The organism is Pseudarthrobacter sp. PH31-O2, assembly GCF_030063265.1.
In the GTDB taxonomy this organism is placed as follows: domain Bacteria; phylum Actinomycetota; class Actinomycetes; order Actinomycetales; family Micrococcaceae; genus Arthrobacter.
On the sequence record NZ_JASIST010000010.1, the window covers coordinates 135,602 to 152,508 of the forward strand.

The window sequence follows — 16,907 nt, forward strand, 5'->3', positions numbered from 1 at the left end:
GGTTAGGCTGGGTGGATGGCGACAGTTATTCTCGTGCGGCACGGCCGCACCACAGCCAATGCCACTGGACTGCTGGCCGGTCGTGCCGTCGGCGTCAGCCTGGACCAGATCGGGCGCGACCAGGCGGCTCTGACCGGCGACCGGCTCGCGGCCGTGCCCTTAGTCGGGGTGGTGTCGAGCCCTCTTGAGCGTTGTCGGCAGACCGCCCAGCTCATCCTCGATCGGCAGGCTGTCTCGCCGTACGCGCCGGTCGATCCCGATCTCACCGAGTGCGATTACGGCCAGTGGCAGGGCCGCACGCTCAGTGATCTCGCGACCGAGGATTTGTGGCCGGTAGTGCAGTCGCAACCGTCCGCCGTCGTCTTTCCCGGCGGTGAATCCATGGCGGCGATGCAGGCCCGGGCGGTGGCAGCGATTCGACGCCACGATGCAGCCTTCGAAGCCGAGTACGGGCCGGGGGCCGTGTGGGTGGCGGTGAGTCACGGTGACATCATCAAGTCAATCCTCGCCGACGCGCTCGGCATGCACCTTGACCTGTTCCAGCGTATTAACGTGGGCCCCGCCTCCGTATCGATCGTGCGCTACGGCGCTAGCCGGCCGAGCGTCCATGCGACCAACACCGACGCGGGTGATCTGTCGTGGCTGTCGAACGGCATCCACTCTGGCGATGCGCCGGTGGGCGGCGGCGCCGGTCAGAAGGCGCCATGAACCTCATGTGCCTAGAATATTGACATGCCTACACGTGTTCATGAATTTGCCTGGCCTGATCGGGTCGTCGTTGGCACCATCGGCCTTCCGGGGGCGCGAACCTTCTACCTGCAGGTGCGCGCAGGGAGGCAGGTTGTGAGTATTGCCTTGGAGAAGCAGCAGTCGGCTCTGCTCGCAGAGAAGATCGACGAAATTCTCGACCAGCTCATCACAGTCGACGGCAACCCGTTCAGCGTCCCCTCGAGTACTCCCATTGAACTTGTCGACAATGACCAGCTCGATGCAGTTCAGGAGCAGTTTCGCACCGGCGCCATAAGCTTGGGTTGGGACCCAACCACGGCCCAGGTCGTAATAGAGGCCTACCCCATCACCGATGTCGATGCTGATGACAACGACGAATCGCTTGTTGAGGACGGCGCTAACGAGCCCGAAATGCTGCTGGTGCGAATGCCGGTCGGCACCGCCCGCGCATTCGCCAAGCGCACCCGGGAGATCGTGGGCGCCGGGCGTCCGATGTGCCCGCTTTGCGGTTACCCCATAGACGCCGACGGGCACATCTGCACCCTTCCCGAGGTCTGATGCCAGCGCCGGACCTGCTAACCGCCGAGCTTAAGCTCACCGGCCGCATCACGACGGCATCAAACGCTACATTTCTGGGCAGCATCGGCGACGTGGTGGTCGTCTATAAGCCGATAGCAGGCGAAAGTCCGCTGTGGGATTTTCCCCACGGCACCCTGGCTCACCGGGAGGTGGCCGCCTACCTGGTCTCGCAGGCCTTCGGTTGGGACCTCCTACCGCACACCTGGCTGCGCGATGGTCCGATGGGCGAAGGAATGGTGCAGCTCTGGCAGGAGCAAGACCCCACCCAAAGCGCCGTGGACCTGGTCGCAACGGACCACGTGCCCGAGACGGGCTGGAAACGCGTTCTCGAGGGACGGGATGAGAGCGGACGGATGGTCGCCCTCGTTCACGAAGACTCGCCAGCACTCAGACGGATGGCGGTGTTCGACATGGTCGTAAACAACGCCGACCGCAAAGGTGACCACATTCTTGCCATGCCGGAAGGACACCGGTACGGCGTGGACCATGGGCTCACCTTTCACAGTGACCACAAGCTGCGCACGGTGCTGTGGGGATGGGTGGGAGACGCTTTGACCGCCGAGGAACGCGACGGCATCGATCGTGTCAGCGAAGGACTGCGCGGTGGGCTGGGCCGAAACCTGGCGGACTTGCTCAGCGCCGAAGAAATCGCAGCGCTCACCGCGCGTTGCGCACGGTTGCGCTTGGCAGGGCGGTTTCCGGCTCCGAGCGGTGAGATGCCGGCGGTGCCCTGGCCGCTGTTCTAAGGGAATTACGGCCGAGGCAAGAACTTATTCACGTTCTTGCCTCGTCTTTTACTACCGGCTGCGGCTATTGCTTCTGCGCAGTGGCCGACTTGCTCGCCCACTATGAGTTCATCGGGCAGGAGATGTCCGTCCGGTCCGGGGCCGCCGATCCCGACGTGCCGGAAACGGCAGACCCGGCACGGCACGGGCATGATGGGTGATCGTAGTTGGCCGGCAACGAATTTGACGGCCGACGCACAGGAACTGGCTGTGTCCGGGCCCGCCCCAACCCGCCAGGGCAACGGCGGCGAGCCCTGGTGGCGATGGGAGCGGCTAGTGGGTCTCCCGGGCCGTACATCCAGATGCCGAAGTGTCAGGACGCGGTGGGGATGCCCCGCCGATCACAGCCGGTGGGCGCCGGATCCTGATTCGTCTTGGGTCGGCAGGTAGTCCTGGGCCGCTTCGGTAATCTGGTCTCTAGCCGGGGGTGCGTTCTGGGCGTTGGCCTTGATCCTAGGCGCTTCTTCTTCAGCCTTGTTCAAGTACTGTTCCCAGCGGGCGGACATCGGTTTGATCAGCCCGCCGACGACGCCGAGGATCCCCACGATGGCTGCCAGCACGGCGATCAGAATCGGCGTCGTCACTGTGGTGGCGATGTCCACCTGGTTCAGGGCCGCACTGATGCCAATGCCCAGAATGACAATGCTGGCGATATCCGCCAGGGTTTTGCCGTAGGATAGCCCGCCAAGGGATCCCTGGATGAGGGTCTTTACGGCGCCGGCAATCGCCGCACTGATCACCACGATGATGATGGCCACAACGACCTTGGGCAGAGCGCGATGATGGCTGCCAACAGGGTGGCGACCGGGTTCGGACCAAAAACCCCGAGCGCGAATTGAAGGACGAAGCACCAAGGCGTAGTAGATGATCTTCGAAACAATATCACTTGCATCGCTGGTGGCGACGCCCCACAAGCGTTTGACCTTGGCCGGCCCGGGAAGGCCGGCGATTCCAGCCAGGCTCATCAGCTCCCCAACCAGATGCTCGCTGACGCGCACGTCCAGGCACGCGTCAGTTCGGTATGGCTCCGGCCAGGACCCGTAGGTGCCCCGGCTGGCGGTATGGACTTCCCTAATGAGCCCGGTCAGCCACTGCCTGCGCATCCTGGTCGGTGACATCGGCCGCTTCCGGTACTTGTAGCAACCGGGACTGCTCTCACGCCCAGCAGCCGACGAAAGACCTTCGCGAGGAACCCGGCACCGGCGGCCACGCGGCTGATGGGTTTGCCGGCCCGGAACAGGGCGACTGCCCAGGCGCGGAATTCCGGTGGATAGGGTCTTGGCATGGTTGAAATCCTCTCAGCGAGAGCCAATAGCTCAACCCATTTCGGGTAACCAATCCCTGGGACAGGTCATGGATTTAAGCAAATTAGGAGGCGGTCCCGCTGTGCAACAAGCCGCGTTGGAACTCACTCATCATCGAGACGCACCCGTTGCCTGGAGGCGGCCGAACTCAGAATCCCTTGAAGAACCCTGAGAGTGTGCAGGCCCCGTTCGCCAGATGCTGCAGGGCCGCTACCAGCCTCAAGCGCAGAAACCATTTCGAGCACGCCGACGCCGAGCCGAGAGCCTATTTGGATCTCGGGCATCACTTCAACGAATTCTTCGTCGCCCGCGCGCATGAGCCGCAGGGGTCCGCACCAACTGTCCGGACTCGGCCCGACGATACTGCCGGCTGTGCCATGGAGCTCAAGTCGCGGGGCTGTCGTGCCTACGACATCCCAGCTCTGCAGCAGAGTCGCGACCGCTCCGCTGGCAAACTCCAGCACGCACGAGATGAAGGTGGGAACCGCCGAGGGAAAGGTCTCCCCCGCTCGGCTGCCTACCCTCACTGTGCGTGTCTCGACCGGAGTCGCTGCCATTGCGGTCACCGCCCGCACAGGTCCAAGTAAGAAGGTGAGCGCGGTCACGAGGTACGGCCCGATGTCGAACAACGGGCCGGCTCCCTCGTGGTAGAGAAACTCGGGCGACGGGTGGAAGTGTTCAGGTCCGGTTGTGACGAGAATGCTGATGGCCGAAAGCGGCTGCCCGATGGCCCCATCGGTGATCAGCTTGGCCATCGCTTGGATCCCGTCGCCGAGGAAGGTGTCTGGGGCGCAGCCCACCCGGACTCCGGCACGACCTGCGGCCTCGATAATTCGTACGCCATCCGTGAGCGTTGTCGCGAGCGGCTTCTCGCTGTACACGTGTTTGCCGGAGGCGATAGCGGCCAGCGAGACCTCTGCGTGGGCCATGGGCGCGGTGAGGTTGAGGACCATATCGACCGCTGGAAGCGCGAGTAGCTCCTCGAGTGATGCAAGAACTAACGGGATTCCGAACTGCGTACCGACCGACCTAGCGCGCTCACCATCACGATCTGTGCAGGCTACGAGCTCCACACCCGGAGCACCGGCGATGGTCGCCAGGTACTTCGCGCTCACGTTGCCGCAACCCACTACTCCAATCCCTATCGTCATGATGGGGCCTAGCGCAGCTCTTCTAGGATGCGTTTGACATTGGTAAGGCCGGTCTCGCAAGCGAAAAGGCAATCCTCGTTGCCCTCAAACTCGATCGAGATGTACCCGTCATATCCTCCTGCGACGACAGTCGAAAGGATGCCCCGTGTGTCCATGTCGCCGAAGCCAACGATAGACCCGAGCAGATAGCTTCCGCCGGTCGTCGTCAGCCAGCCCTCGCCCGGGTAGGAGCCGTGCGGCCTGATATAGAAATCCTTGAGGTGTACGAAGGATGCTTGGGGCAGGTTAGCTTTAGTGGCGATGAGCGGATCTTCGTCGACACAGAGGAAGTTACCGACGTCCAGAGTCGTCTTGAAGTTCGATTCATTTACGGCGGCTATGAGCCGGCGCACGTGTTCGCTGCCGTTCATATAGAAGCCGTGGTTCTCAACACTTGTTTGGATGCCATACTTCGCAGCGAAACGTGCGATCTCGGCGGAGGCGTCAACGATGGTTGCAAAATTCTCCTCGAAATCTGAGACATCCCTAATCTTCCGAGCCCACTGCGTCACGTCGTGACGGAAATAGCGGATGCCTAGGCTGTCGCTCAGCCGAATATGGTCTTTCACCCGTTCTATCTGGGCAGCACGATCATCGGGTTCACCGATAAAGTCCGCCGGGATACACATACCGGAGAGTTCGACGCCGTTCGTCGCGGCCGAAGACCTGATCGCCTCGATAAGGTCAGGATCGTCGCCGAAGCTCCAGACTGTGTCAGTGCCCTTGGGTGAGAAGGAGACGGTAGCGAGCTCAAGGTGTTCCCCGTCGCTTCGGCCTATCCATTCAATAACGTCGACGATGGACATCTTGCCTGTCAGCATCTTGTCGCTGAAGCTGAAGGAGCTGAAACCGATTTTCATAGTGTTCACTTTCGGTAGTTGACTAAAAGACGGGGCCTCAGACGGCCTGAGCTGCTAAGCCGATAAGCGCGGCCCCGACCGCGGCGGCCGGGAAGTCATCCGGCAGCAATCGAACGCGGGTTTCGAGATTGAGGAAGGCGACGAATGCAGAGGCATCGGCCCAACGGGAGAACACAGCCTGTACCGACCGCAGCAGCGGAGTTCCCATCGAGCTGAGACCGCCTCCAATCACGACAGTGTCGACGTCGACGGTAAGAACCAGGACGCGAACGGCCAAGGCGATGTTCTCGGCTAACTTGGCCTTCAACGAGATGGCCATCTCGTTGCCCTCCTCCGCAGCCTCAAACAGCGCTTGGACAGGACGCGGGTGGTCTGTGGGCCACTGGCGCGCTACGGCTGAGCCCGAGGCCATCACTTCGAGGCAGCCATGCTGCCCGCAGGTGCACAGCGGGCCGTTAGGGTCAACGGGAATGTGCCCCAGCTCACCCGCTGTACCGCGCGATCCACGCCAGAGTTCGCCGTTCAAAATGAGGCCGGCTGCGAGCCCCGTGCCCAGGTTCAAGTAGGCCATCGATTGGCTGGAGGGGGTACCAACGAGATGGAACGCGGCTAGCGCCGTGGCGTTCACGTCGTTCTCTACATGCACAGGTGTGCCGAGGACGCTAGAGAGCCGGCCGCCGAGCTCGAGGCCGTGCAGGCCGAGGTTCACGGCGTGAGAAACCCTACCGGAGGCCGCATCGACGGCCCCGGGGATGCCTACGCCGATCGACTCGAACTGGGCGGGTGCGAGGCCGCTAATTCGGGTGAGTTCCTTGACGGCGGCCAGCGCTGTGGCCACCACCTCTGCTTCGCCGTACCCGGTCGGCAACAGCAGGTGGCCTGCGATCTCGCCGCTGTCATCCAGCACGACTGCTGCGGTTTTCGTACCGCCTATATCGATTCCGATCCTCACAGGGCCACCTCGCGCCCGAGCGCCGCTGACTCGTAGATGGCAGACAACATCCGCATGATCTCAACTCCGTGGGAGACGGGCGCGATTTCTTCGGCCTCGCCGCGGCATAGGCTCACGAAGTGGTTGATCTCGTTCTGGAAACCTTCGTCGAAATTGAAGGTCAGCAGGTCTACCTGGGGCACGACATTTATCACGGTGTCGTGGCTCTCGAGAGTGAATCTGAGGCTCGGCTCGAGCTCGGCACCTCCTTTCTCACCGTACACGCCGACTAGCAGCTCGTCCTCGAGCGCGTGGAGCGAATAACTCGTCTCGAGGTAGAGGGATGCTCCATTTTCGAAGCGGATGAGGGCGTTCGCGAGGTCTTCTACATCGTTCTTGTCTGGATCGTAGTCCGACACCTTGTAACGCTCGAGGTTCGTAATGTTGGCCCTGTTCCCGAGCCGGTGGTAAGTGTTGCCGCTCACGGTCACGGGCTTAGGCGAACCCATCATGAACCAGCAAAGGTCGAGCACGTGCACACCGATGTCGATCAGCGGACCACCGCCCGCTCGCTCCCCATCGGCGAACCAACCGCCCGGGTTGCCAATCCGGCGAATGTTGGAGGCCTTCGCGTAGTATATTTCGCCTAGATCGCCGGCATCGATAAACTGCCTCAGCAGCTTGGCATTGGACGAGAACCGACGCACGAATCCCACCTGCAGTAGTTTGCCGGTTCGGCTGACGGCGGCCGCCAGCATCTCGGCCTCGGCCACAGTTTTGGAGAGCGGCTTCTCCACCAACACGTTCTTGCCGGCTTCTAGGGCCGCGATCGCCAGTTCTGCGTGGCTGTTATTCCAGGTGCAGATGCTCACGGCATGCACTGCGGAGTCTGCGAGCAGTTCCTCGAGTATCGCGTACGCGTTGGCGACACCGAATTTCGCGGCCTGGTGCTGCGCTCTAGCGAGATTCAGGTCGTAAATCGCGACGAGCTCCACATCGGGGTTCGCGGCGTAAGACTGCAGGTGCATCGCTGAAATACTTCCGGCGCCGATCACGCCGATACCGATACGACTCATAATTCCCTCATACCTCCGCAAACAGTCGCTGCATATTGGCCAGGCCGGTGGTGGCCGCCAAGAGGCAGTCTTCGATTCCCTCGAATTCGAGTGATATAAATCCGTCGTAGCCCGATGCGACGATGTTTCGCACTATCGAGCGCATGTCAAGGTCGCCGTAGCCGACGATGGCGCCGAGCAGGTACGCACCCCCATCGGTGTGTATCCAGCCCTCCCCCGGATACTGGTGTCGAACGTAGAAGTCCTTAAGATGGAAGATTGACGCGTAGGGAGCGTTCCTCGCGACAGCGGTCGACGCGTCCTCGTCCACGACAAGGAAGTTGCCAACATCTACTGTGGTCCTGAAGTTCGGTTCGTCCACAAGGTAGATCAGACGCCGCACGCGCTCGCTCGCGTTCATGAACAATCCATGGTTCTCAACGCTCGTAGTGATGCCATATTGGGCTCCGAACTGCGCGATTTCTTGGCAGGCCTCGACGACCCTCGGGAGCAGTGATTCAAACTCGACAATGTCCCTCCCGGGCGTCGCCCAGGTAGCGACGTCGTGACGGAACAGTCGTATGCCGAGCTCGTCCGCGGTGAGAATATGACGCTTGGTGCGCTCCATGTTTAGTTTGTATTCCTCCACCGTGTTGGTGAGGAAGTTGGCCGGCGCCACAAGGTTGGAGAGCACGAGCCCGGTGTCTGCGGCCTTCGACTTAATGCCTTGAATGAGCTCGGGGTCGGAGTCGAGGGTCGATTCGTCGGACATCTGACCGGTAAGGGACACCGTCGCAATCTCCATGTGGGTGGCGTCGGTCGCGCTGATCCAGTCCATCACGTCGAGGAGGGACATCCTCCCGTCGCGCATGCATTGGCGGAAGGTGAAGGAACTGAAGCCAAATTGCATAGTTTTTTGTCTTTCATTTTTGTGGTTGACCAAGGCTCATGTAGAGGTCCCGGCGTTTAGCCTGACCCACCGGGTCCGGCACCGGCGATGCGAGCAACAGTCTCTGCGTGTATGGCTCTGTGGGGTTCGTCGTGACGACGTCACCGTCGCCGGTCTCGATGATCTCTCCGCTCAGCATCACCGCCACCCGATGGGCTATGTACCTGACCACAGATAGGTCGTGTGAGATAAAGAGATAAGCGACCCCGGTCTGCTCCTGGATGTCGATGAACAGGTCGAGGATGCGCGCCTGGGTAGAAAGGTCGAGGGCGCTCACCGGCTCATCACAGACGATGAGTTTCGGGGCGAGGGCGAGTGCTCGAGCGATGGCCACGCGCTGTCGTTGTCCACCGGAGAACTCTCGCGGATACCGCTGCGCAGCGTCAGCCGGCAGGTGCACATGGTCGAGAAGCTCGGCCACCCTCGCCCGGGCATCCGTTCCGCTGTAGCCGCGCACGGTGAGCGGCTCGGCGAGGATGGACTCGATAGTCATGGCCGGGTTGAGCGAGGAGTACGGATCTTGAAAGACCACTTGTATGTCCCGGCTCAATTGCCGACGCCGGCGACCACCTACGTGTGAGATTTCCTCGCCCTCGAACACGACGCTACCGCTGGTCACCGGAACGAGCCCAAGGACCGCCCTGCCTAGGGTCGTCTTGCCCGACCCTGATTCGCCCACAAGGCCGATCGTTTCGCCCCGCCTGACCTGGATCGATACATCTTTCAGGGCGTGGAAGCTCCTGCCTCGGAAACCTCTCCCGCGATAGGTGACGTTGAGATCGTTCACTTCAAGCAGCAGCGGGGCGCCCTGGTGTTCTGCCCACTCGGGGTCCTGGCGCTCGACGCTCATCTGGCGGCCTCCGTTTTAGATCTGCTCTTGCGTGGCTCCGCGCCCTCTAGCGTCGCAGCCAGCAGCATTTTCGTGTATTCGTGCTTCGGAGCGCCGAAGAGTTTAGTTGCGTCCTGTTGCTCTACGATGACGCCATCGCGCATCACCGCGACGCGATCGCAGATGTCGGCAACGACACCAAAGTTGTGAGTGACAAGGATCATTCCCATGTTGCGTTCCCGCTGCAGATCACGCAGTAGGTTGAGAACGTCGGCTTGCACCGTAACATCCAGAGCCGTCGTCGGTTCGTCCGCGATGAGCAGCTCCGGATCGCAGGATACCGCGCCGGCGATGAGCACGCGCTGCGCCATTCCACCGCTCAGTTGGTGCGGGTAGGAGGCCATAGTGCGCGCAGGGTCGGGGATGCCGACCCGTTCGAGGAGCGCATGGGCGCGAGCAGTTGCCTCTGCCCTAGATATCCCGAGCTTGTGGCGCATGGGTTTCACGAGCTGTACCGCCACGGTGAACGATGGGTCCAGGTTCGACATCGGTTCCTGGGGCACGTAAGCCATTCGAGTGCCGCGCACCCTCTGCAACTCGCTCTCCGGCAGTCCGAGCAGATTCTGGCCGTTGAGGGAGATCAGGTCCGCGCTCACCAGAGACTCCGGCGGCAATAGGCCAAGCACTCCGAACGACGTTTGCGACTTGCCCGAGCCGGACTCGCCGACGAGCCCCACCACCTCGCCCTTGTTCACATACAAAGAGATACCCTTGACGACCACGGAGTCCGACGCGTCATGCCGGGGGTAGGCGATCCGCAGGTTTTCCACTCTAAGCAGCGCATCGACCGGTGTAATCGGCGCTGAGTCACGCCGGGTGTTCACCGCGACCGCGGGCTCCGGGACCGGCCGATCGCCGGCCTTCGGGCGAGCGGCCCTCATCGGCCGCTGCGAACCCAGGGTATCGGCAAACGCGCCACCGAGGATGACGAGGGACATCACCGTAAACCCGATTGCGATTCCCGGCGGGTAGATGAGCTGCGGCGCACGGAAGATCGTAGTGAACGCGGAGCTGAGCATGCCGCCCCAGCTCGGTCGGTCTGAGCCGCCGATGCCGAGGAACTCCAGGCCGGACTGAACGATGATGGCGAGCCCGAAGATGAAGGAAGAGCGAATGAGCACCGGACCGAGCACGACGGATAGCACGTGCCGGAAGATAATCCTGGCGTTACCGAGCCCGGAGACTTTCGCTGCATCGATGAACAGCTCACCGCGCACGCCGATCACAACGCTCCGAGTGACCCGGAACAGGTCGGGGGAACAAAGGATGCCGAGCGCGATCATTGTAGGCCAGAGCCCGGTGCCTAGCGAGGTGACAATCATCAAGAGAATGAGGATCTGCGGAAGCGACATCAGCAGGTTGGAGGCCCAGCTGGCCACGCCGTCGAACCATTTCGAGAAATAACCGGCGAGCAATCCAGTCGGTACGCCGCAAACGATGGTCGTCACGGTCATGATGAGGCCAGCTTGGAGACTCACCTGGCCGCCCCAGAACAGGCGGCTGAGCACGTCACGTCCGCTGGCGTCGGTGCCGAGCGGATGCGCGGGGCTGGGGCCGAGCAGCGTTTCTCCGAGTGAGATGAGGTTCGGGTCGCGCGGTGAGATCCAGGGCGCGAGCACGCTCACCAACACGATAATGAGTAGGATCATCGCCGCCGCGACACCGAGCGGATTGCGCAAGAATCTCTTCGTCCTGCGGAAGGTCTGTCCGGCCGCAGCCGGAACGAGGGTAACTTGGCTCATGCGATCCGCACCTTCGGGTTGAGGGCGCCGTAGAGCACATCCACGACGAAGTTGACTGCGACGACGACGATCACGGTGAACAAGAGCAGGCCCATGATGACCTGGATGTCGCCGCTCCCTGATGCCGTAATTGCGACTGCGCCTATACCCTGGAGCCCGAACACGCGCTCGACGATCGCCGCGCCGCTCAGCGCAGCGATGAACTGCAGCGAGAGCATCGTGAGCGCGGGAGGCGAAGCGTTGCGCAGCACGTGGGTGAGCAGAATGTTGCGCGACGGCAGTCCGCGGCTGCGGAGGGTACGGATGTAGTCCTGTTCGTAGACCGAGATGACAGAATTGCGGATCTGCTGAGCGATCGCGGCAATCGAGCCTATGGAGAGGGCAACGATCGGCAGGGTGATGCTGCCTATCCAACCGAGCGGCGAATCAAGGAATGGTGTGTATCCTGTGGCCGGAAACCACCGCAACTGCACCGCAAAGACCTGAGCGAGGATCAAGGCCACCCAGAAATTGGGAAGGGCGAACCCGAGGACCATCACTATCTGCAACGCCCTGTCTATGCGTCCGGGGCGTACAGCGGCAAAGACGCCCAGCATCATGCCGAGTAGGGCAGCGATGAGCACCGCTCCGACGGCGAGTGAGACGGTAACGGGCAGGCGGGTAAGAATGAGTTCACTCACCGAAACGTTCTGCGCTGAAGATGTGCCAAGGCTGCCTGTGAGCGCGTTTCCCAGCCAGTCGAAGTACTGCCCAAAGACCGGGCGATCGAGCCCGAGTTCGTGGCGCTTAGCCTCCACCTGGGCGACCGTCGCGTACATACCGAGCGATCCCCGTGCGGGATCTGTTCCGGTAAGGGTGAGAAAGAAGAACATTCCGGTGACGACGACGAAAGCAAGCAAGAGGCCCGCGAGGAGGCGCCGGAGGATGAAGAGCAGCATTGCAGCTCCTTCGAAAAATCATGACAAGGGGTGGCCGGGTCTCCCCGGCCACCGCGACGGGTGATGTACTACTTGCCGGCCGGAGCGAAGAACCGGAGACTAGGAACAAGCTGGGCCTGCTCCATGGTCACTTTGATCTTCGAACTAGATATGTACACGTTCTGAAGCGTAGCGATCGGTGCGAACCACGCTTTGTCCACGATGTACGTGTTCAGTTCCTGGTAAAGCTTCGCTTGCCCATCACCCTGAGCCTTCGGAATCTCATCCAGGTACTTTTGCACCGTCGGATCCGAGTACCCGAGGCCGTTCCAGAGCGAGGTGGGCGTGAGTTTGTTAAGCACATCTGTCCAAGCCGGAATGTTGGTCGAGAACGACAAGATATATGCCGCTGAGTCGTTATAGACCTTCAGGCCGCCATTTGCGAAGCTCCCGGCGAGCACCGGCTTCAGCGTGATTCCCACCGCAGCAAGGTACTGCTGAAGGATTGGGATGAGCGGTTCCTGGAAACCGCTCGAGTAAACCACCGGAAGTGTGAAGCCGTCTGCATACCCGGCATCGGCGAGCAACTTCTTCGCCTTGGCAACGTCATACGGGTACTTGTCGTTCAATTCCGACACCCAGGCTTGACTGGCCGGGTTGAACGTCTGGGTCGAGACCTGACCGTAGCCGTGGAAGAATCCGTCGAGGATCGCCTTCCTGTCGAGCGCGATGTTGATTGCCTGGCGCACACGCTCATCCTTGAGTGCGGGCACTAGTGTGCCCGCACGGTCCTGCAGGATGATTCCCTGCCATTCGCCCGGCACAGTCTGAACGGTCAGTCCGGCCGCCTTCGCCTGGTCGGCCATGTCCGCTGTCGCGTACATGAACTCTGTCTGACCTGTGGAGAGCGCGTTGTACGCGGCGGTGAAGTCCGGCATCGGCTTGATGACCACAGTGCTGAATGGGTACGAGTCTTTATCCCAGTATTCCGGCTTCTTATTGAACACATAGCTGGTGCCCGCGACGGTCTTTGTGTCGAGGGTGTAGGGCCCGCTGCCAACAGGAGTCTTGCCGATCGTCCCGGCAGCAATGGCCTTCGGGCTCGCCATAAAACCGGCGTAGGTGGCGAGAGCTGCGAGAAGCCCGGGGGCCGGAGCCGCCAGATCTATTTTCACCTCTGTGGGACTCAGGGTATCGACTTTGCTGATAGCTTTTGCCGTCTCCGAGGCACTGCCTGCGCCCTTCTTTCGGTCCTCTAGGTTAGCTTTAACCGCGTCCGCGTCGAACGCGGTACCGTCGGCAAATTTGATGCCGTCACGCAGGGTAAGCGTGAGCTCCGTCAGGTCGCTGTTGTACGACCACTTCGTAGCGAGGTTGCCCTCGATGCTCCCGTCGGCCGACTTTTTGAGCAGCGGGTCATACATAGCCTCCGCATACTGGATGATCGAACCCTCCTTCATGGCACTCGGGTCCCAACTCGTGATGTCACCACTATTGCTCATAGTGAGTGTGTCGGTGCTGGTCCCCGACGTCGGCTGGCTTGCACCGCAGCCGGTAAGAGCAAGCGCGGTCGCGGCAATTGCCGCAATCACCCCATACGTTTTTCTCATTTGTGTTCCCTTCTCCCGTGGCACTGCCACGCTTGGTGAAGCTGGTACTTGCGATCGACTGGGCGTCATGCTCACGAGACTCCAAGCTCCCGGGAGAGCACCAGCACGGCTGCGCCGCGCATGACAATGTCTTCTCCGAGGGTGGTCATACGAACGGTAAGGCTGCTGTCGAAATCGGACATCGTGCGTCTATGCAGGGTCTCCAGTGTCGCGTTGAAAAGCGGACCCTCAAGGAGGTGGCGGGGGCCGCTGAGTACGACCTCCGCGAGATTGAGCGCCCCCACAACGGGCGCGAGAGCCGCGCCGAGACGCTCGCCAGCCTCCCAGAGAAAGCCTGCCCTTTCAGCTTCGGTGCTCGCTGTCGCCAGCCGAGCCTCGATGCGCGGCACCGCCAACCATGTCTCCAAGCAGCCCCGCTTACCGCAGACGCACTCGTCGCCGCCGGAGCCAAAGACCACGTGGCCGATCTCGCCGGCGGCGAAGCGACTGCCGAAGAGCAGCCTCCCGCCGAGGAGAATCCCCGAGCCCAGGCCGTGGCCAATTCTGATCAGCATGATGTCGCTCTTAGCTTCTCCGAAGCTGTGCTCGGCGAAAACAGCCACGTTCGCGTCGTTCGACACGACGACCGGAAGGCCGCAGCTCGCCGAAAGTTTGGCGCGCAATCGTTCGTTCTCCCAGCCGAGGTTGGGAGCACTCAAGACCACTCCTTCGAGGTCCACGATGCCCGGCGACCCGACACCAATACCGATAACGGTGGCCGTGGCCTGCGTGATGAGCAGCTCCGCGAGGGCGACGGCTTTGGCCGTGGCTTCCGCGCCAGTGCTGTTCTCAAGAGCGATCTCCGCGCGGCTGAGAATCTTTCCGTCGAGGTCGAGCATCGCTCCACGGAACACCCGATTATCGCTCAGGTCGATTCCGACGATCTGGAAGCCCCCGCGGTTGATGTCGAGCAGAGTAGCAGGCTTGCCCGGCCGAACACCCGTTCTCTGACCGAGCTCGATAACAAGCCCTTCGTCGATGAGTTCCGCCACGAGATCCGACACGGTCACGCGGGTAAGACCCGTGACGCGAGCGACATCCGCGCGGCTCTGACTTCCAAGGCCGTACAGGGTCTGCAGCACGAGGGCGCGGTTGTGACCGCGCGCATGCTCGGGGAGCACCTTCGACCGGGGGCGAAGAGTTCGCCCAAGAGGAAAGCCACCCGAGGTCGTCGGCCGCCCCTGGAGGGAGTCGTCACGCATACCAATGGATGTCATGGAAGTAAGTAAAGCTAACAAACTAACTCCTGACAAGGGTTTCCCGAAAATTATCACAGGCGGGGTAGCGCCAGCAGATTACAATCAGGTATCCCGGCCGAACCCCAATTGGTTCGTTCGGCCGACGAAGCCATAACCGGTTAAAGGGTCCTTCAGAGGGGTGCGACTAGCGCATCCGCCGCACATATCCTTCATTTACTGTCACATGTGTAGGTCGGAGGAGGTCGCGCGGAATCGCGATCGCTGCGCGCCCTTACTCATTCCGGTCCCCTGACTCAAAACTGCGGGCAGCGCTTCGTATCGGAGCTGGACCTCAACTCACGGGCGGACCTCAACGGCCACTTCGGGGACTGGCTAGCTGTATTAGCCACGGAGGTTGGTGACAGGCGGCGTGGATAGGTGACAAAAAGAAGACCTCCGGGTGGAGTGGGGCTTGTCTAGAGTCCAGTTCCACAAACGGAGGTCTTCATGTCCCACCCTAATGCCTTTCTCGCGCCCAAGGGCCGGCTGCAGCTGGCCAGATGCGTAGTCGATGACGGGTGGCCGCTGCGTCGGGCCGCAGAGCGGTTCCAGGTCTCCGTACCGACAGCCGCACGCTGGGCAGAGCGTTACCGCGAACACGGCGAGGACGGGATGGAAGACCGCTCCAGCAGGCCCCTTGTGTCGCCCTCGAGGACCCCGCAACGGCGGGAACGGCGGATCATCGCCCTGCGCGTGAACCGGCGGTGGGGGCCGGCCCGGATCGGGTATCTGCTGGGCCTCCACCCATCAACCGTCCACAAGATCCTTTCCCGGTACCGGCTGGCGAAACTCTCGTGGCTGGACCGTGCCACGGGCCGGGTGATCCGCCGCTAAGAGCACGAGAACCCCGGGGACATGATCCACGTCGACATCAAGAAACTCGGACGCATCCCCGACGGCGGCGGGCACCGCGTCATGGACCGGGCAGCGGGCAAGAAAAACAAGACAGGGACCACGGCGAACCGGCGCCCCGGCTACGCCTACCTGCACAACGCCGTCGATGACCACTCACGCTTCGCCTACACCGAGATCCTCGACGACGAGAAGAAAGAGACCGCCGCCGGCTTCTGGGAACGCGCCAACCAGGCCCTCAACGCCGCCGGCATCACCGTGAAGCGCGTCCTCACAGACAACGGCTCCTGCTACCGCTCCCACGCCTTCCAAGACGCCCTGGGCCCGGACATCACACACAAACGAACCCGGCCCTACCGGCCCCAGACCAACGGCAAAGTAGAGCGCTACAACCGCACCATGCTCGATGAATGGGCCTACGCCAAGCCCTATGCATCAGAGGCCGAGCGTGTTGCCGCTTTCCCAGCCTGGCTCCATCACTACAATCATCACCGAGGCCACACCTCACTCAAGGGTCAGCCACCAGCAAGCCGCGTCACTAACCTCCGTGGTTAATACAGCTAGCGACAAAGAGCGACCACAAAACACCGCCCAAGAGCGCCGAATTCCAAAGGCGACAATGCTCTAATTTTCCCGGAATGGTGTGGGCTCGTCCGCGGCCAGCGATTCCCGTAACTATGTCTCGAAACCCTCTGATGGATTCGGTGTATTCACCGATAGTTACGAGACACCCCGGAGCAGCCCAAAACGAAACCGATCGCCTACGCACGCGCTTGTGATTTTCAGGAGTCGCCTGCACTGATGTCAGAAGTCGTCTGCACTGCGTTTGTGTGTCCGAATGGGAATCATCCTCGTACCCTGCCCCGAATCCGGATGAATAGGGCAGCGAGCATCGCCCCGAAGAAAGACACCGTGAGGATGTCCAAGATCGCCAATGCCGGGTTCGTCCACGGCGGAACCAGGTCGTACTCGGCGTTGCACTTTGTGGTCAGCGGGAACAGCTGGAGTTGCTCATGCGCGTTTTGGCTGCGGTACTCGTGGTCGTACGGCTGACCAGCACCCAATTCGCACACCTCCGCGACAACAAGCCCGCCCGCGAAGACACCTTGGAATGGTTGGGTCCCCAGATAGAAGTCCAGTGTCTGTGTGAGTTTCGTGTCCGAGAATGGACACAGGAGGAAATTCACGAATCATGGCACGCAGACATACCCCCGAGCAGGTCATCGCTAAGGTCCGGC

At 61.6% G+C, this 16,907-nt stretch carries 15 protein-coding genes and 1 pseudogene; 4 read left to right on the plus strand and 12 right to left on the minus strand.

Annotated features, from left to right (window positions below; all coding sequences use genetic code 11):
- The first annotated feature begins 15 nt into the window (after positions 1 to 15).
- The 3 genes from QMG72_RS15020 to QMG72_RS15030 are packed head-to-tail and all read left to right on the plus strand — an operon-like array spanning position 16 to position 2,054.
- The gene (locus tag QMG72_RS15020; protein ID WP_282360948.1) at positions 16 to 708 is read left to right on the plus strand and encodes a histidine phosphatase family protein; all 693 of its coding nucleotides are present in this window, start codon (positions 16 to 18) and stop codon (positions 706 to 708) included.
- 24 nt (positions 709 to 732) lie between these two features.
- Positions 733 to 1,287: a DUF3090 domain-containing protein gene (locus QMG72_RS15025; protein WP_226776278.1), complete on the plus strand. Its 555-nt coding sequence runs from the start codon at positions 733 to 735 to the stop codon at positions 1,285 to 1,287.
- Entirely contained in the window at positions 1,287 to 2,054 is a 768-nt protein-coding gene (locus QMG72_RS15030) for an SCO1664 family protein (protein WP_283480945.1), read from the plus strand. Before QMG72_RS15025 ends, QMG72_RS15030 begins: the two co-directional genes overlap by 1 nt.
- A gap of 380 nt (positions 2,055 to 2,434) precedes the next feature.
- On the opposite strand, the gene QMG72_RS15035 is transcribed toward QMG72_RS15030, so the two are convergent.
- The 11 genes from QMG72_RS15035 to QMG72_RS15085 form a co-directional block, all read right to left on the minus strand.
- The gene (locus QMG72_RS15035; RefSeq protein ID WP_283480946.1) at positions 2,435 to 3,211 is read right to left on the minus strand and encodes a hypothetical protein; all 777 of its coding nucleotides are present in this window, start codon (positions 3,209 to 3,211) and stop codon (positions 2,435 to 2,437) included.
- Positions 3,212 to 3,501: 290 nt separating this feature from the next.
- Entirely contained in the window at positions 3,502 to 4,548 is a 1,047-nt protein-coding gene (locus tag QMG72_RS15040; protein ID WP_226776275.1) for a Gfo/Idh/MocA family protein, read from the minus strand.
- An 8-nt stretch (positions 4,549 to 4,556) separates the two neighbouring features.
- On the minus strand, positions 4,557 to 5,447 hold the full coding sequence (locus tag QMG72_RS15045; protein ID WP_283480947.1) for a sugar phosphate isomerase/epimerase family protein: 891 nt from the start codon (positions 5,445 to 5,447) through the stop codon (positions 4,557 to 4,559).
- A 37-nt stretch (positions 5,448 to 5,484) separates the two neighbouring features.
- On the minus strand, positions 5,485 to 6,399 hold the full coding sequence (locus tag QMG72_RS15050; protein WP_283480948.1) for an ROK family protein: 915 nt from the start codon (positions 6,397 to 6,399) through the stop codon (positions 5,485 to 5,487).
- Entirely contained in the window at positions 6,396 to 7,454 is a 1,059-nt protein-coding gene (locus QMG72_RS15055) for a Gfo/Idh/MocA family protein (protein WP_283480949.1), read from the minus strand. Before QMG72_RS15055 ends, QMG72_RS15050 begins: the two co-directional genes overlap by 4 nt.
- A gap of 7 nt (positions 7,455 to 7,461) precedes the next feature.
- The gene (locus QMG72_RS15060) at positions 7,462 to 8,343 is read right to left on the minus strand and encodes a sugar phosphate isomerase/epimerase family protein (protein WP_226776271.1); all 882 of its coding nucleotides are present in this window, start codon (positions 8,341 to 8,343) and stop codon (positions 7,462 to 7,464) included.
- A gap of 13 nt (positions 8,344 to 8,356) precedes the next feature.
- The gene (locus tag QMG72_RS15065; protein WP_226776270.1) at positions 8,357 to 9,232 is read right to left on the minus strand and encodes an ATP-binding cassette domain-containing protein; all 876 of its coding nucleotides are present in this window, start codon (positions 9,230 to 9,232) and stop codon (positions 8,357 to 8,359) included.
- On the minus strand, positions 9,229 to 11,013 hold the full coding sequence (locus tag QMG72_RS15070; protein ID WP_226776269.1) for a dipeptide/oligopeptide/nickel ABC transporter permease/ATP-binding protein: 1,785 nt from the start codon (positions 11,011 to 11,013) through the stop codon (positions 9,229 to 9,231). The genes QMG72_RS15065 and QMG72_RS15070 overlap by 4 nt, the downstream gene beginning before the upstream one ends.
- Positions 11,010 to 11,951: an ABC transporter permease gene (locus tag QMG72_RS15075; protein WP_283480952.1), complete on the minus strand. Its 942-nt coding sequence runs from the start codon at positions 11,949 to 11,951 to the stop codon at positions 11,010 to 11,012. The genes QMG72_RS15070 and QMG72_RS15075 overlap by 4 nt, the downstream gene beginning before the upstream one ends.
- Positions 11,952 to 12,019: 68 nt before the next feature.
- On the minus strand, positions 12,020 to 13,540 hold the full coding sequence (locus QMG72_RS15080; protein WP_226776267.1) for an ABC transporter substrate-binding protein: 1,521 nt from the start codon (positions 13,538 to 13,540) through the stop codon (positions 12,020 to 12,022).
- Positions 13,541 to 13,611: 71 nt separating this feature from the next.
- Positions 13,612 to 14,781: an ROK family transcriptional regulator gene (locus QMG72_RS15085; RefSeq protein WP_226776291.1), complete on the minus strand. Its 1,170-nt coding sequence runs from the start codon at positions 14,779 to 14,781 to the stop codon at positions 13,612 to 13,614.
- Positions 14,782 to 15,264: 483 nt separating this feature from the next.
- On the opposite strand from QMG72_RS15085, the pseudogene QMG72_RS15090 reads away from it, so the two are divergent.
- A pseudogene (locus QMG72_RS15090) lies at positions 15,265 to 16,224 on the plus strand (IS481 family transposase).
- Positions 16,225 to 16,514: 290 nt separating this feature from the next.
- On the opposite strand, the gene QMG72_RS15095 reads toward QMG72_RS15090, so the two are convergent.
- The gene (locus QMG72_RS15095) at positions 16,515 to 16,856 is read right to left on the minus strand and encodes a hypothetical protein (protein WP_283480953.1); all 342 of its coding nucleotides are present in this window, start codon (positions 16,854 to 16,856) and stop codon (positions 16,515 to 16,517) included.
- Positions 16,857 to 16,907: the final 51 nt, after the last annotated feature.

What these genes read in the sequence shown, in the direction of transcription:
- QMG72_RS15080 (WP_226776267.1), bottom strand. Translation starts at nt 13,540, where the DNA reads ATGAGAAAAACGTATGGGGTGATTGCGGCAATTGCCGCGACCGCGCTT.
- QMG72_RS15070 (WP_226776269.1), bottom strand. Translation starts at nt 11,013, where the DNA reads ATGAGCCAAGTTACCCTCGTTCCGGCTGCGGCCGGACAGACCTTCCGC.
- QMG72_RS15075 (WP_283480952.1), bottom strand. Translation starts at nt 11,951, where the DNA reads ATGCTGCTCTTCATCCTCCGGCGCCTCCTCGCGGGCCTCTTGCTTGCT.
- QMG72_RS15085 (WP_226776291.1), bottom strand. Translation starts at nt 14,781, where the DNA reads ATGCGTGACGACTCCCTCCAGGGGCGGCCGACGACCTCGGGTGGCTTT.
- QMG72_RS15030 (WP_283480945.1), top strand. Translation starts at nt 1,287, where the DNA reads ATGCCAGCGCCGGACCTGCTAACCGCCGAGCTTAAGCTCACCGGCCGC.
- QMG72_RS15035 (WP_283480946.1), bottom strand. Translation starts at nt 3,211, where the DNA reads ATGTCACCGACCAGGATGCGCAGGCAGTGGCTGACCGGGCTCATTAGG.
- QMG72_RS15060 (WP_226776271.1), bottom strand. Translation starts at nt 8,343, where the DNA reads ATGCAATTTGGCTTCAGTTCCTTCACCTTCCGCCAATGCATGCGCGAC.
- QMG72_RS15055 (WP_283480949.1), bottom strand. Translation starts at nt 7,454, where the DNA reads ATGAGTCGTATCGGTATCGGCGTGATCGGCGCCGGAAGTATTTCAGCG.
- QMG72_RS15040 (WP_226776275.1), bottom strand. Translation starts at nt 4,548, where the DNA reads ATGACGATAGGGATTGGAGTAGTGGGTTGCGGCAACGTGAGCGCGAAG.
- QMG72_RS15025 (WP_226776278.1), top strand. Translation starts at nt 733, where the DNA reads ATGCCTACACGTGTTCATGAATTTGCCTGGCCTGATCGGGTCGTCGTT.
- QMG72_RS15020 (WP_282360948.1), top strand. Translation starts at nt 16, where the DNA reads ATGGCGACAGTTATTCTCGTGCGGCACGGCCGCACCACAGCCAATGCC.
- QMG72_RS15065 (WP_226776270.1), bottom strand. Translation starts at nt 9,232, where the DNA reads ATGAGCGTCGAGCGCCAGGACCCCGAGTGGGCAGAACACCAGGGCGCC.
- QMG72_RS15045 (WP_283480947.1), bottom strand. Translation starts at nt 5,447, where the DNA reads ATGAAAATCGGTTTCAGCTCCTTCAGCTTCAGCGACAAGATGCTGACA.